General features: G+C 31.4%; 15 protein-coding genes. All 15 read right to left on the minus strand.

Going from position 1 to position 15,168, the window contains the following annotated elements; all coding sequences use genetic code 11:
* Positions 1-45: 45 nt before the first annotated feature.
* The 15 genes from rpiB to DWX74_RS03270 all read right to left on the minus strand — a co-directional run bounded on the left by rpiB (position 46) and on the right by DWX74_RS03270 (position 15,147).
* Positions 46-498, minus strand: coding sequence for a ribose 5-phosphate isomerase B (rpiB, locus tag DWX74_RS03200; protein WP_040410749.1), 453 nt, complete (start codon positions 496-498; stop codon positions 46-48).
* 130 nt (positions 499-628) lie between these two features.
* Entirely contained in the window at positions 629-1,675 is a 1,047-nt protein-coding gene (locus DWX74_RS03205) for an L-threonylcarbamoyladenylate synthase (RefSeq protein ID WP_118548683.1), read from the minus strand.
* A gap of 107 nt (positions 1,676-1,782) precedes the next feature.
* Positions 1,783-2,466 (minus strand): ZIP family metal transporter, encoded by a 684-nt coding sequence (locus DWX74_RS03210; protein ID WP_118548684.1) that lies wholly within the window; start codon positions 2,464-2,466, stop codon positions 1,783-1,785.
* A 142-nt stretch (positions 2,467-2,608) separates the two neighbouring features.
* On the minus strand, positions 2,609-3,676 hold the full coding sequence (gene prfA, locus DWX74_RS03215) for a peptide chain release factor 1 (protein WP_118548685.1): 1,068 nt from the start codon (positions 3,674-3,676) through the stop codon (positions 2,609-2,611).
* Positions 3,677-3,728: 52 nt separating this feature from the next.
* Positions 3,729-4,595, minus strand: coding sequence for a peptide chain release factor N(5)-glutamine methyltransferase (gene prmC, locus DWX74_RS03220; RefSeq protein ID WP_199647532.1), 867 nt, complete (start codon positions 4,593-4,595; stop codon positions 3,729-3,731).
* Between the two features lie 34 nt (positions 4,596-4,629).
* Entirely contained in the window at positions 4,630-5,529 is a 900-nt protein-coding gene (locus DWX74_RS03225) for a DUF1385 domain-containing protein (protein WP_118548687.1), read from the minus strand.
* Between the two features lie 189 nt (positions 5,530-5,718).
* Positions 5,719-5,919, minus strand: a complete 201-nt coding sequence (gene rpmE, locus DWX74_RS03230) for a 50S ribosomal protein L31 (RefSeq protein WP_040410747.1) — start codon at positions 5,917-5,919, stop codon at positions 5,719-5,721.
* A gap of 102 nt (positions 5,920-6,021) precedes the next feature.
* A complete protein-coding gene (gene rho / locus DWX74_RS03235; RefSeq protein WP_118548773.1) occupies positions 6,022-7,338 on the minus strand; it encodes a transcription termination factor Rho in 1,317 nt (438 codons plus the stop codon).
* A 195-nt stretch (positions 7,339-7,533) separates the two neighbouring features.
* Positions 7,534-8,451: a UTP--glucose-1-phosphate uridylyltransferase GalU gene (galU, locus tag DWX74_RS03240; RefSeq protein WP_118548688.1), complete on the minus strand. Its 918-nt coding sequence runs from the start codon at positions 8,449-8,451 to the stop codon at positions 7,534-7,536.
* A gap of 494 nt (positions 8,452-8,945) precedes the next feature.
* Entirely contained in the window at positions 8,946-9,854 is a 909-nt protein-coding gene (locus DWX74_RS03245) for a Ppx/GppA phosphatase family protein (RefSeq protein WP_199647533.1), read from the minus strand.
* Positions 9,855-9,872: 18 nt separating this feature from the next.
* Complete coding sequence (locus DWX74_RS03250) at positions 9,873-10,115, minus strand: RNA-binding S4 domain-containing protein (protein WP_006441165.1); 243 nt, start codon at positions 10,113-10,115, stop codon at positions 9,873-9,875.
* A 107-nt stretch (positions 10,116-10,222) separates the two neighbouring features.
* Positions 10,223-10,501, minus strand: a complete 279-nt coding sequence (locus DWX74_RS03255; RefSeq protein ID WP_006441164.1) for an HU family DNA-binding protein — start codon at positions 10,499-10,501, stop codon at positions 10,223-10,225.
* A 221-nt stretch (positions 10,502-10,722) separates the two neighbouring features.
* A complete protein-coding gene (gene mazG, locus DWX74_RS03260; RefSeq protein WP_118548690.1) occupies positions 10,723-12,267 on the minus strand; it encodes a nucleoside triphosphate pyrophosphohydrolase in 1,545 nt (514 codons plus the stop codon).
* A 31-nt stretch (positions 12,268-12,298) separates the two neighbouring features.
* On the minus strand, positions 12,299-13,912 hold the full coding sequence (locus DWX74_RS03265; protein ID WP_118548691.1) for a putative polysaccharide biosynthesis protein: 1,614 nt from the start codon (positions 13,910-13,912) through the stop codon (positions 12,299-12,301).
* Between the two features lie 221 nt (positions 13,913-14,133).
* Positions 14,134-15,147, minus strand: a complete 1,014-nt coding sequence (locus DWX74_RS03270) for a peptidylprolyl isomerase (RefSeq protein ID WP_286164171.1) — start codon at positions 15,145-15,147, stop codon at positions 14,134-14,136.
* Positions 15,148-15,168: the final 21 nt, after the last annotated feature.

A 15,168-nucleotide genomic window follows, 5' to 3' on the forward strand; every position in this document is an offset into this window, starting at 1 on the left:
ACAAGATTATAAAAAGGCAGTAGTTATCTCTAAATCAAAATGGATTTATTTTGTGTATTTTTTTTCTATATCCATTAACATATCTACTCTAGTCTGATGTCTTCCACCTTCGAATTCTGTATCAAGGTATGCATCTACTATGTCAAGTGCTAGTCCTGGTCCAACTACTCTTCCACCCATTGCAAGCATGTTTGCATTGTTATGAGCTTTAGTCATTCTAGCTGAGAAAGTATCACTTACAACAGCACATCTTATTCCAGGAACTTTGTTAGCTGCTAAAGATATACCTATTCCTGTTCCGCATACTAATATTCCGCAGTCAGCTTCTCCGTTAGCAACTTTAAGAGCTGCAGCTTCTCCGTATTCTGGGTAGTTTACTGAATCTGTTGCATTGTTAGTTCCAAGATCCATTACTTCTATCCCTCTTTTTTCAAGGTGAGCTATTATAGCCATTTTTAAATCGTATCCACCGTGGTCACAAGCTAATGCTATTTTCATTTTAAAATCCTCCGTCTTGATGTAAATTTTTATACATTTTACGTCCTATTAAGGACTTATCTATTATATTATAACATTAATCTATTTTATAGTACATTGTAAACTAGCCAAATAGTATATATTATACTCATTAATCTGCATCTATTATTCTATACCCAGCAGATTTTAAAAGTCTATTCATTATTGCCTGTCCTACTCCACAATTTTCAAAGCATACTGAGTAAACTATATCCATTTTTGCTTCATCCATTTTTATAAGGGCATCAAAAAGATTTGCTGCTACTTCATTGTAATCTTTACCTAAGTCTACAACATAATCACATTCAAATTTATCCACATCTTTACTCATACACATTATTCCTGTTTTTTTATTTTCTGCATGATTTTTTCTAGATAATTCATTCATTTTTGTAATTACATTATTTTCTCCACCTTTTACTATATATACCTGTGCATTAGGTGAGTAGTGTTTATACTTCATACCAGGAGCTTTTGCTTTTATATTATCCTCTTTTTTACTTAAAGATGGGTCTATGCTAACTTCTCCAAGTACCTCTTCTAACATTTCTTTTGTAATACTCCCCGGTCTAAGTATCATAGGCTTATCATCGCTAAAATCTACAACTGTAGACTCTAGCCCAAAATCACAATCTCCGCCCATAATTATTCCAGATACTCTTCCACTCATCTCTTTAACAACGTGTTCTGCCTTTGTTGGAGATGGTCTTCCAGATATATTTGCTGATGGAGCTGCTATCTGAGTTTTTGACTCTCTTATAAGTGCATTGGCAATTTTATTTGAAGGCATTCTAATTGCTACTGTTGAAAGCCCTCCACTAGTAACATTTGGAACAATTTCCTTCTTTTTTAGTATTATAGTAAGTGGTCCTGGCCAAAAGTTTTCCATAGCTTTTTTAGCCTTTTCACCAACTTCAAGCGCTATTTTATCTACTTCTTCTATATCAGATATATGGACTATTAGTGGATTATCACTAGGACGACCTTTTGCTAAATAGATTTTCTTAGCTGCATCTTCATCCATAGCATTTGCACCTAGCCCGTATACTGTTTCAGTTGGAAATATAACAGTTTCTCCATTTCTTATTTTTTCAGCCATTTCTCTTATTATATCTATATCTATATTATTTTCATCTACTTTTTTTATAACTGTTTCCATAAATCCACCGACCTTCTTTTTATAAATTATTTTCTATAATCTAGTTATAACTAATATACAATATTTTCCATAACTAGACTATAGATTTTAGATTTAATTCCTACCTACTAAGCTATAGATTTTACTATAACAATCCCAAGCATAACACCAATTATTGTATATAAACTCTTAGACTCCGGTATCATCTCGTCCATAACAACATACATCATCATACCTGCTGCTATAGAAAGCAATACTCCTGTTATTATGGAAAAAATTTCTCCAAAACTAGAACCAATAAAACATCCAATCGCTATTGGGAGTCCGGCAATCATAGACATTATAACAGCTCTTTTTCCACTTGCTTTATTGCATATAAATCCAAGTGCTAAAGCTAACCCTTCTGGTAGGTTATGCATACCTATTGCAGCCGCCATAGCAATTCCCCGTTTTGGTTCTGCTAAAAAAGTGGTACCTATTGCAAGTCCTTCTGGTAAATTATGCATTATTATACTTGTAAGAATTAAATAACCAGATGCATTTTCTCCATTGATTTTAACTTTTTCTTTAAGAATTTTTGTAGCTAATGCTCCTAAGAATATCAATATAACCGCATACACAATCCCTATTCCCTCGATGGCCTCCTCAATTAAATCAAACATTACCAACGAAAGCATTATTCCTCCTGATAATCCCATAAAAAAGCTCATATATTTTGAAGCCTTTTCATTGAATAATACAGCGAGAATTCCTCCTAATCCTGTGCCGATTACACCGACAATTAAACCAATTAGAGTGATTTTTAAAATCAAAATCCCTGCGCCTCCTCTTTTTTCTCTAAATACAATTAAAAAGTATTTAAAAAAGTGTCTTATCCTCGAATTCAATTCAATAATAAGACACTTTCTCATTCATTTTTATACTAAATCTGATATATGATAATTATACTTTAAATTAGTTTATAGCAGTCATTTTTTCAGTCTGGTCAACTGTTATTAAAGCATCTATCATTTCGTCTATGTCACCATCAAGGAATGAATCTAATTTGTATAAAGTAAGATTTATTCTGTGGTCACTTATTCTTCCCTGAGGGAAGTTGTAAGTTCTTATTCTTTCAGATCTATCTCCTGTACCAACCTGGCTCTTTCTTTCTGCAGATATTTCTTTCTGCTGGTCTGCAAGAGCTCTGTCGTATAATCTAGCTTTTAAAACTTTCATAGCTTTTTCTTTATTCTTAAGCTGTGATTTTTCGTCCTGACATGATACAACTTCTCCTGTTGGAAGATGTGTTATTCTTACTGCAGAGTCAGTAGTATTGACACACTGTCCACCGTTTCCAGAAGCTCTGAAAACGTCTATTCTTATATCATTGTCATTTATTTCCACTTCAACATCTTCTACTTCTGGTAATACGGCAACTGTTGCTGTAGAAGTATGTATTCTACCTCCTGATTCAGTAGACGGTATTCTCTGAACTCTATGAACTCCTGATTCGTATTTTAATCTAGAATATGCACCTTTACCTTTTATCATGAATGAAACCTCTTTGTATCCACCAACACCAGTTTCATTTGAACTTAGCATAGATACCTTCCATCCTTTTCTTTCTGCATATCTTGAGTACATTCTTAATAAGTCTCCTGCGAATAGAGCTGCTTCATCTCCACCAGCTCCACCTCTGATTTCGACTATAACGTTCTTTTCATCGTTAGGGTCCTTTGGTACAAGAAGTATTTTTAATTCTTCTTCTAATGGTTCTACTTTTGATTCCATATCAGATAATTCCATTTTAGCTAATTCTCTTAATTCTTCATCTGATTCTTCCTGAAGTATTTCTTTTGATTCAGCTATACTATCTAATACAGCTTTATATTCTCTGTACTTCATTATGATTGGCTCTAAATCTGCATGTTCTTTCATGTATTTCTGCCAAACTTTCTGATCATTTATTATTTCTGGATCAGATATTTTTTCTGTTAAATCTTTATATGTATCCTCTAATACACCTAGTTTTTTAAGCATTTATATATTCACCTCGTCAATTATTCTCGTATTCCGTCAATTTATCATTATATCACAGTTTTGTGCCTATAACAACTCTATCAATGCCCGGTAAATCCTTCTTTGTGTATATTTTTTCATATCCACAGTTTTTCATTATATTTGAAACATCTTCTGCCTGGTCGTGTCCTACTTCATAAGCAAGTATTCCACCTTTTTTTAAGTATTTTATAGATCCTTCAGTTATACTTCTGTAAAAGTCTAATCCATCTTCTCCACCTTCTAACGCATTATAGGGCTCGTAATCCTTAACCTGAGTGTGAAGTGTTGGTATTACATCTTTTCTTATATAAGGAGGATTAGACACGATTATATCCAATTTCTCCTCACTTCCTTCTAATGCTGAGAATACATCTGATTTTATAAACTCAGTTCTATCTTCTACATCATTATTTGTTGCGTTTTTAGCGCCTATTTCTAGAGCTATATCCGATATATCAAATGATTTTACAAAACTATTCTTTATATAGTATGCAAGACTAACTGTTATAGCTCCAGATCCAGTTCCAATATCTAATATATCTATTCTATCTTTTTCTTTGTATTCTTTTTCTGAACAAATATTTATAATTTCGTCGACCAATGTTTCTGTATCTGGCCTAGGAATTAAAACACCTTCCTGTACATAGAAATCAAGTCCCATAAACTCTCTATTTCCAACTATGTATGCTATTGGTCTGCCTGATTTTCTTTCCTCAGCCATTTTTTCAATTTCCTCTAATTTTTCTTCGTCTATCTCTTTATTAAGATTCATATGTAAATATAACTTATCTACATCTCCAAGAGCCTTCATAAGCATTACCTCTATATCCAATCTAGAACTATCGCTTATCTCAGAAAACTCATCTGTATATTTTATAATAATATCTCTTATTGTCATCGAATCACCTTTCATTTTTTACAAGTTAATTCTTTTATATTACAGCTTTTAATGAAGCTATTGCAACTTCTAGCTGTTCATCATCTGGTTCTTTAGTAGTTAAGTACTGTAGCATCATACCTGGATAGGCTATTATTCTTGTAAAACCATTATCATATTTCCCAAGTAGTCTTATTATTTCATATGCTATTCCAGCTACTACTGGTATACAAACTATTCTCATTAACACCCTCATCAATGGATTTGGCCATCCAAAGAATGCAAATAGTATTATAGAAGTTGCCATTACTATAAATAAGAAGTTTGTACCACATCTAGGATGTAGTCTTTTAAATTCTCTAGCATTTTCAACCGTAAGTTCTTTTCCACTTTCATAGCAATGTATACTCTTATGCTCTGCTCCATGATACTGGTAAACCCTCTCTATATCTTTGTTTTTAGATATAGCATATATATATGCAAATAGTATTAGTATTCTTATAACACCTTCTATAAGATTTAAAGCTACATCGTTATTTATGAATTTAGCAAAAAATCCACCTGCAAATGTAGGGAGCATTACAAATAGACCTACAGATAATATGACCGCTATAACCATAGAAACCATTATTAAAACGTCATTTGCTTTATCTCCAAACATTTTTTTAATAAATCTGTCTATAGCATCTTCTTCCTCTTCCCCAGTTTCTTCCATATATATATCTGAAGAATAGTTAAGGCTCTTCATACCATCTACCATAGTTTCAAATAGTATAAACATCCCTCTTAAAAATGGTATTTTATCTATATGTTTATTTTTAACCCAACTATTTATTCTTTCTGTTTTTACTTTTATTTCTCCGTCTGGTGTTCTTACTGCTACAGCTTTTTTCTTTTCCCCTTGCATCATAACACCTTCGATTACTGCCTGTCCTCCAACTGCTTTATAAGACATGAAATCCCCCCTTTTATACTAGTCTTAATGTATTATAACATAAGTTATTTTATTTTTTATTACTTTTGTTTTTTAATTGCTATATAAAATCAAAAAAACAAAAAAATAAAGGCAGATGTTTATATATCTTCAAATATAATTGAAAACATATAAACACCTGCCTTCTGATAGCTAATGTGTCTATTATTCTTATTCCATGTTGAATCTTTTTTTGAATTTGTCGATTCTTCCACCTTTTTCTATGTTTTTCTGTTTTCCAGTGTAGAATGGGTGGCATTCTGAACATATTTCAACTCTTATTTCGTCCTTAGTTGATCCAGCTATGAAAGTGTTTCCACATGCACATCTAACTTCAACTGGTTTGTAGTTTGGCTGTATATCTTTTTTCATTTGTTTCACCTCTTTCTTTATTTTTAATAAGTATGTAAACTTGTCTTTTACAATATCAACTTCCTTATTATATCACAATTAGAAACGTGTTTCAAGAAGATTTTATAATGACTTTAACATACTTATGAATTCCTTATTTGTTTTTGTCTTTTTCAATAGTTCTAGCACTTTATCTGTAACTTCTAATACAGACTCATTGCTCATTTGTCTTCTCAGTGTCCATAGAGTAGATTTTTCTTCTTCTGTAAGAAGTAAATCTTCTCTTCTAGTACCTGATTTATATATATCAACTGCAGGGAATATTCTCTTTTCTGCTAGTTTTCTATCTAAATGAAGCTCCATATTTCCAGTTCCTTTAAACTCTTCAAATATTACATCATCCATTCTAGATCCAGTTTCAACAAGTGCCGTTCCTAGTATGGTAAGAGAACCACCCTGTCTTATATTTCTAGCTGCTCCAAAGAACTTTTTAGGTCCATGAAGTGCACCTGGATCTAAACCACCAGAAAGTGTTCTTCCTGTTGGAGATATCGTTAAATTATATGCTCTCGCTAATCTAGTTATACTGTCTAATAGTATTACAACATCTTTACCATGCTCAACAAGTCTTTCAGCTCTATTAAGTACCATCTCTGCTACTTTGACATGATGGCTAGCAACCTGGTCAAATGTAGAGTAAATAACGTCACCTTCTATAGACTCTCTCATATCTGTTACCTCTTCAGGTCTTTCATCTATTAAAAGTACTATAAGTTCAACGTCTGGATGATTTTTAGTTATACTATTTGCTATACTTTTTAAAAGGACAGTTTTACCAGCCTTAGGAGGAGCAACTATTAATCCCCTCTGACCTTTTCCTATAGGAGATATAAGATCTATTAATCTAGTAGCTATATTGTTCTGCGTAGTTTCAAGAGTAAGTTTTTCTTCAGGATAAATCGGTGTAAGTAGCTCAAAATTAGTTCTTCTTTTAGATGTTTCCGGATTTTCATCATTAACAGTCTTAACATATATAAGTGCTCTAAATCTTTCTCCACTTTTAGGTTTTCTAGTTATACCCATTACTTTATCTCCAGTTTTTAGATTAAATCTTTTTATCTGTGATGGAGATACATATACATCATTTTCTGTAGATAAATAATTAGATCCTCTTAAAAATCCAAATCCGTCTGGAAGTATTTCTAAAACACCTTCAGCATCTTCTTTTTCTTCATCTGGTGTTTTATAATCCTCTTTTGGCTTTTGCTCATTACTTTTATTTTCTTTATTATTCTGTTTTGAATTATTTTCTTCTCTATCTTTTTCAAGTATCTTTTCAATTAATTCTATTTTTTTATACTTTGTAACTGATTTTATACCCATTTCTTTCGCAGTTTCTCTAAGCTCACTAAGAGTTTTTGATTCTAGCTGCATATTCATACTCAAACTTAAAACCTCCTATCTAATAGCCAACTTATAGCCCAGCTATTAACGATAATAGAACAGTTATGCTAGTAAGTACCATTACTCCAGCTGCACCTATTGCTATTACCTTTGTCATCATCTTTTGTTTTTTTGCCAATATTATCACCTTCTATTTCTAGAATCTATAAATATATACTTTAAATTATATGGCTATTTACTAGGATTTGCTTTTACACTTTTTTTAGCGCTTTCATCATATTTTTTGCAAACATCTCTTAAATAATCGATAAATCCATCTTTTAATTCATCTCTTTTTAATGCGAAGTCTACAGTTGCTTCAAGGAATCCTAGTTTATCACCAACATCGTATCTTCTACCTTCAAAATCATATGCATACATAGCTTCTTTTTTAGATAGTTCTTTTAATGCATCTGTAAGCTGTATTTCATCACCTTTTCCTGGTGGTAAATCAGAAAGTATATCGAATATTTCTGGAGTTATTATGTATCTTCCAAGTATAGCTATATTAGATGGAGCTTTGTCAGAATCTGGTTTTTCAACAAGATCTTTTACTTTGTACACTCTATCTTCTATAAATTTGGCATCTATTATACCGTATTTATTAGTATCTTCTTTAGCTACCTTCTGTACTCCTAGTATAGTAGTTCTATATTCGTCATATGCGTCCATAAGCTGTTTTAAGCATGGAACTTTGTTATCTACTATATCATCACCTAGCATTACAGCAAAAGGTTCATCTCCTATAAAGTGTCTAGCACAGTATATAGCGTCTCCTAATCCTCTAGGCTCTTTCTGTCTTATATAGTGTATGTTTATCATATTAGATATATTCTGAACTATCTCAAGAAGCTCCGTCTTTCCTTTGTTTTCAAGTTCTAATTCAAGTTCAACAGATTTGTCGAAGTGGTCTTCTATTGATTTTTTATTTCTTCCTGTTATTATAAGTATTTCTTCTATTCCAGAAGCTACAGCTTCTTCAATTATATACTGTAGAGTTGGTTTATCAACTATAGGTAACATTTCCTTAGGCTGAGCTTTTGTTGCAGGAAGGAATCTTGTACCAAGACCTGCCGCTGGTATAACAGCTTTTCTTACTTTTCTCTGCATTTTTTCATCCTCCATTGGTAAATAATTTCTATTTCAATATTAAATACATTACAAGGTATCATTTTATATTTTAACACCAATATGCTTATTTTACCATCTTATTATCTACTTTTGTAAAAAATTCATCTTGCTAGAATACTAAATTATATTTTTAGGATTTCGTTATATAGATTATATGTATATGTAAATAATACACACTATAGTATATATAATTATATATTTGTTTTTACAATTATTGTATTCTATTTATAATAATGCATATTATATATTATCCACAAAACAATCAACATATCCACATGTTATTTTTACTAATATTCCTTTATTTTTTAGGCTTTAATTATTTTATTTACCCAAAATTTCTTTTTTAAAACATATATTATCAACATTTTTTTCATCTTTATCAACAAGTTATCAAGATGTTTATACACATTTTGTTGATAACTTTTAACTTATCCACTATTTATTAACAGATATTAGCTTATTAAGTATAGCATTTATAATATATTAGAATATGCAATACCCTCTAGATTATCATACTCACTAACAACAACCTCATCTTTTGAAAGATTTTCCATTATACAAATTAAGATTTCTGTTCCAGCAGCTATTATATCTGCTCTCTTTGGCTGTAGCCCGTTTATATGCTTTCTTTCTTCATCTGAGCATTCTACAAATCTGTCTAACATACTATATACTTCTTTTTTAGTTATCCTACTTCCATGAACCTTTTCCATAGAATACACTTCAAGATTTTGATTTACAGCAGAAAGGGATGTTATAGTCCCTCCAATACCACATACACCTCCTATTTCATTTTCTTTTAAATATGAGATAATATCGCTTATCTGATTATTTATAAACTCTCTCATCTCATAAAATGCTATTTCTGTGTATCCATTTAACAAGAATTTTTCTGTAAGTCTAAGTGCACCTATATTTATACTTACATTTTTCTTTATTCCGTCTTTATTTCCAAAAATAAACTCTGTAGATCCTCCTCCAATGTCTATTACTAGTATATCTCCTTCTATATCGATACCTCTAGCAACACCTGAGAAGCCTAATTTAGCTTCTACCTCTCCATCTACAACATTTACATCTATTCCAGCTTCATCCTTAGCTCTTTTTATAAACTCACTTCTATTTTTACTATCTCTAAGAGCAGAAGTACCCATGCAGTAAATTTTCTCACATCCATACTCTACACATATATCATGATATTCTTTTATTGCATTTATATTTCTTTTCATAGCTTCTTCAGTTATAAATCCATTCTCATCTACACCCTGACCTATTCTAGTAGTATTTACATACTTTTTTCTATCATTTAGCTTTCCATCTACTAAATCAGCTGTAAGAAGCCTCATAGAATTTGTTCCTATATCTATAGCACCTATTTTCAATCTCTTACACCTCACAAATTAGTCAATCTGTTCATAAAGTTCTTTTGCATCATTTTTTAGAACATGTTCTCTTATTTCATTTATTTTAAACTTCATAACTTTTTCGCCAAATGTTATTTCTAACTCATCTCCTATATTCACTTCGCTAGATGATTTAGCTACTTTTCCATTTATTTTAACTATTCCTTTGTCACAAGCTTCCTTTGCAACAGTTCTTCTTTTTATTATTCTTGAAACTTTAAGAAATTTATCTAATCTCATATTATCAATCCTTTCAAATTATCTTTTATCTATAATTAAATCTATTATTTTTCCGTATACGCAAAAAGTGCAGCAGAAGCTGCACTTTCTATTATAATTGCGTATTATTATGCATTAACTTTGTCTTTTAATCCTTTTCCAGCTTTGAATACTGGAGCTTTAGAAGCTGGTATACTTATAACTTCTTCTGGGTTTCTTGGGTTTCTTCCCTGTCTTGCGGCTCTATCTCTAGTTTCGAAAGTTCCGAATCCTACTAACTGTACTTTTTCCCCTGAAACTAATGCTTCTTCAACAGATTCCATAAAAGCATTTAATGCTGCTTCTGCTTCCTTTTTAGTTAACTCACTTTTTTCTGCCATTTTTGATACTAATTCAGCTTTATTCACAGTATCTACCTCCTAAGTTTATTTATATATTTATCGTTCTCCTAGTTCTTAAAAGATTTCTCTAGGATTCAGATTTTTTATACTACCTCAAATCAAAGGCTATTCTATAATAATAACGTAGCTACCTTGTAATTGCAATAGATAGACGCTTTATTAATGTATTTTTTTATAATTATTTATTAGTCGATTATTATAAATCTCTATTATTTTAATTTTTTTGATTATATTTCTAATTCTTTAGCCTGATCCCAAAACTTATCCATCTCTTCAAGAGACATTTCATCAAAAGTTTTTCCAGATTCAATTACCTTTTCTTCTACAAATCCAAATCTATTCACAAACTTATCTATTGTTCCATTAAGTGCCTCTGTAGTGTCTACATCAAGGAATCTTGCAAGATTAACTATAGAGAATAATAAATCTCCCAATTCTTCCTTTATGTATTGTATCTTCAATGTATGGTATTCGTCAAGCAATTCAAGATTTTCTTCTTTAATTTTTTCTAAAACATCTTCTCCTGCATATTTATCTGCAATAAATCCTGCAAAATCTAACTCATATGCTTCTCTAACCTCTTCATATTCTTCTTCAACTTTAGAAAATACATCGTATATATCATCCCAATCAAATCCAACTAAAGCTGCTTTATGTTGTACTTTTTCCGCTTTCATTAAAGCTGGAAGATATACTGGAATTCTTTTTATTCCTTCTGTAATTGTACTTTCGCCTTTTTCTTTTTTCTTTATTTCTTCCCAAGTTTTTTCAAACTCATCTCTATTTATATTTGCATCTCCAAATATATGTGGATGTCTTGTTATTAGCTTTGTACAAATTCCATTAGCAACTTCACCTAGGTCAAACATTCCCTCTTCCTTACCAATCTGGCAGTGGAATATAACCTGAAGAAGTACATCACCTAATTCCTCTATCATTTCATCTATATCGTCATTTTCAATAGCGTTGTAAAGCTCATAAGCTTCTTCAATAACAGAGTTTTTAAGAGATTCATGAGTCTGTTTCTTATCCCAATCACATCCATCTGGAGCTCTTAATTTATCCATTATAAGCTCTAAATCGTGAACTGTATTGTATTTCTTATTTTCTACCTTAGGAACATAAAGGCTTGTCAAATAATCGAATTCATTTTCAGCCCAATCTAGCTCACAAAGTCTAACTTTTTTAATGAATTCTTCTCCTTTTATACCCGCTCCTCTTACAATATAAACCTCTTGTTCATCATCGTATCTATCCATAAGATATAGCTTAACCTCTGAAGCTATAAACTCATCATATACCTGAGTAACTATTAGGTTTATATCCGTATCTATATAAGATGTCTGCATTTCAAATGCATCTACTAATCTAAATCCATTTGAAGGATCAAATGCTAGGGCTTCAAACATAGCATCTACGAAACTCATTGAAGCCACAACATTTACATCTATATTGTTTTCTTTAGCTAATTTTTCAATCATATCTACTGTTTTTTCAGCAACTCTAGGATGCCCTGGAACAGCATAAACAATATCTTCACTCTTACCTTCTTCAACTATAAACTCTGATATTTTTCTATAAACATCGTCAAAATCGTCGTTTTCATCGTAAAAATGGTCTAGTGATTCAAATTTAGTTAATTTTTCAAGGTCTTTTACTACAGGATGTTTCTCTGTTCTTAAAAATACTTTTTTAGAGTTTTTAAGAGCTTCTATAGCGCCATAACTTATTAGAGATAAATCTCCAGGCCCTAATCCAACTATATTTATCATAATCTATCACCCTTTATAATTTATAATCGTTTTATTTTACAAGTCTAACTTTTTTAAGTACTTTATATATTTTATCACCCTTAGGCATAGTTTTTATTTCTTCTACTGTTATAGCACCTATTCCTAAAAGAACAACAACGTATACTACAGCACCAACTATTATTGAAAGTAGTGTAGCTATTGTATTTCCTAGCATAGGAGATGTTACAAAGTATGCTAATTTAACAGCTGCAAACATTGATATAACTGTTATTAAAGGTTTTATTATAAATTCTCTCTTAGAGAATTTTACACCCATTGCTTTTTTAACAAAAGCTATGTTTATTATAGCTGCAACTGTATACGCAGTTACTGTACCCATTGCAGATCCAAGTACGTTTATTGATGGTATTGCAGTTAATGTATAACTTATAGTTATTTTAAATGTCATACCAACTATTAAAGCTATAACTGGAACTATAGCTTTACCCATTCCCTGAAGTATTCCTGTTAATGTCTGTATTAACCCAAGGAATATTACACAAGGAGTAAGTGTAAATAGTATTGTCCCAACTGTTGAAGGCTCTGCAGGGAATAATAATTTCATTATTGGTCCAGCAAGTGAAGCCATACCAAATGCACATGGTAGTACTATTATTAAAGTAACTTTTACAGCACTTAATGTATCTTTTCTAGCTTTTTCTTTATTTCCTAATGCATAAGCCTGAGATATAGAAGGAACTAAACTCATACTCATTGCAGTAGTTATAACTGCTGGAAGGTTGATTATAGACATTGCCATACCTGTAAGCTGTCCAAACATAGAGTTCGCTTCTTTTAAGCTATATCCTGCAACCATAAGTCTTCTTATAACTATACCATTGTCTACCATATTAACAAGTGGCATAACTGATGCCCCTATAGTTATAGGTATTGCAACAGCTAATAAGTTTTTAAATATTCTACCGAAGCTTTCTTCCTCGAATCTTTTACTTTTTTCTAATCTTTCTCTTCTATCTTTAGCACCTCTTGCAAATGCTGCAAGTAAGTAAATTATTGACGCTAAAGCCCCTATAGCTGCCCCAGATATTGCACCTGCTGCCCCCATAGTAGGTCCAGCTGATTTCATAAGCATATAAGCTAGTCCTAAACCTAGAACAACCCTAAATATCTGTTCTACTATCTGAGATATTGCAATCTTAGTCATATCTTTCTGCCCCTGGAAATATCCTCTATACGCAGACATAAGAGGTACTATTATTAGGGCTGGAGCTATGGCTCTCATTGAATTTAACGCATCTGGATTTTTTATAAATTTAGTAACTATCCATTCTGCACCAAAGAAGAATATACAGAACGAAATTATACCTGTTATGAAAAGCACCTTGCTAGATACCTTAAATACCTTGTTCGCTCCTCTTTCATCTCCTATCGCTAACTTTTCAGAAACTAGTTTCGCAACTGCAGTTGGGAATCCAGCTGTAGCTAGCGTTAAAAATAATGTATATACTGGATAGGCAGACTGATAATAACCCATCCCTGTCGATCCTATCATATTTCCTAGAGGTATTCTGAAGAATGCACCGATTATCTTAACGGCAACACCAGCTATCCCTAGAATAAGTGCTCCTTTCAAGAAAGAGTCTTTAGTTTTATCTTTACTCATAATTTTCCTCCATCTTTATTTTATATAACAGATTTTACTATACCATATTTCAAGTTAAATATTCAAGTTTACGCATTAATTTCTTTGAATTTCTAACGTTCTCAGAGTTTTCTAAAACATTTTTTATTTGATTTTTTACAAAAAAATAAACTGTTTTCTCAATTTTTTATCAAGAAAACAGTTTATATTATGTTTTTAAAAATTATTCTTCTTAAATTATATTATTTTTCTACAAATTCTGCAGATTCTATTACTTTATCGAATTTTTCTATTTTAGCTTTTTTCTGTAATTCAGCTATTTTTTCACCGTATTTATTTTTTAGTATTTCTTCTTTTATACCTTCTTTAGCTTCATCAAAGCTAGTAGTTTCTTTTATTCTATCTGTTACTTTTATTATATGGTATCCAAAGTCTGTTTTTACAAGGTTTGATACTTGTCCTGGTTCCATACCAAATGCGGCATCTTCAAATTCCTTAACCATCATACCTTTACCAAATGCTCCTAAAGCTCCACCATTTGCGGCACTTCCTGGGTCCTGAGAGTATTTTTTAGCAAGTTCTGCAAAATCTCCACCAGCTTTTACTTCTTTTAAAACTTTTTCAGCTTTTTCTTTAGCTTTTTTCTGTTCTGCTTCTGGAAGAGGTTTATTCTGGTCGTCTGTAGTTTTTATAAGTATATGAGATGCTTCAACCTCGTCTTTTTTGTATTCGTCTATGTGTTCATCATAATATTTTTTCATTTCAGAATCAGAAACTTTTTCTTCACTATAGAATTTTTCCTGAGATTTCTGTATTAAAAGACTTATTTTAGCCTGTTCTTTTAAGAATTCGTCGTTTATACCTAATTCTTCAGCAGCTCCTTTTAGATTTTCATCTGAATTTACATAAGTTTTTAAATCGTTATAAGAAGCCTGTATTTCCTTATCTGTTGGTTTTAATCCTTCTTTTTCAGCGTTCTGTGCTAATAATTCAGTATTTATCATCTGATCTAATACTAATCTTTTATATTTATCTTTGTATGAAACTCCTGTCTGGTCTTTTTCATCCCATTTGTCGGCTCCGCCTATGTTAGATTCAACAGAGTCTTTATTCATTTTTAGCATGAATTCATACTGTCCTAAAGTTATTTTTGTTCCATTTACATCTGCAATAGCTTCATTTAAGTCCTTCTGCTTACAAGCAACTAAAGATAAACTCATTAAAGCTGCAAGTGCAATCGTCATCAATTTTTTCAAATCGACACCCCTTTTCTAATT

This window comes from Peptoclostridium sp. AF21-18 (assembly GCF_003478825.1).
Lineage (GTDB): Bacteria > Bacillota > Clostridia > Peptostreptococcales > Peptostreptococcaceae > Peptacetobacter.

Coding starts and splice junctions, on each gene's coding strand:
- rpiB (WP_040410749.1), bottom strand. CDS start 498: ATGAAAATAGCATTAGCTTGTGACCACGGTGGATACGATTTAAAAATG.
- DWX74_RS03205 (WP_118548683.1), bottom strand. CDS start 1,675: ATGGAAACAGTTATAAAAAAAGTAGATGAAAATAATATAGATATAGAT.
- prfA (WP_118548685.1), bottom strand. CDS start 3,676: ATGCTTAAAAAACTAGGTGTATTAGAGGATACATATAAAGATTTAACA.
- prmC (WP_199647532.1), bottom strand. CDS start 4,595: ATGACAATAAGAGATATTATTATAAAATATACAGATGAGTTTTCTGAG.
- DWX74_RS03225 (WP_118548687.1), bottom strand. CDS start 5,529: ATGTCTTATAAAGCAGTTGGAGGACAGGCAGTAATCGAAGGTGTTATG.
- rpmE (WP_040410747.1), bottom strand. CDS start 5,919: ATGAAAAAAGATATACAGCCAAACTACAAACCAGTTGAAGTTAGATGT.
- rho (WP_118548773.1), bottom strand. CDS start 7,338: ATGAATATGCAGCTAGAATCAAAAACTCTTAGTGAGCTTAGAGAAACT.
- galU (WP_118548688.1), bottom strand. CDS start 8,451: ATGCAGAGAAAAGTAAGAAAAGCTGTTATACCAGCGGCAGGTCTTGGT.
- DWX74_RS03250 (WP_006441165.1), bottom strand. CDS start 10,115: ATGAGATTAGATAAATTTCTTAAAGTTTCAAGAATAATAAAAAGAAGA.
- mazG (WP_118548690.1), bottom strand. CDS start 12,267: ATGATAAATATAGTTGGATTAGGGCCTGGAGATTTATCTCTAATAAGT.
- DWX74_RS03265 (WP_118548691.1), bottom strand. CDS start 13,912: ATGAGTAAAGATAAAACTAAAGACTCTTTCTTGAAAGGAGCACTTATT.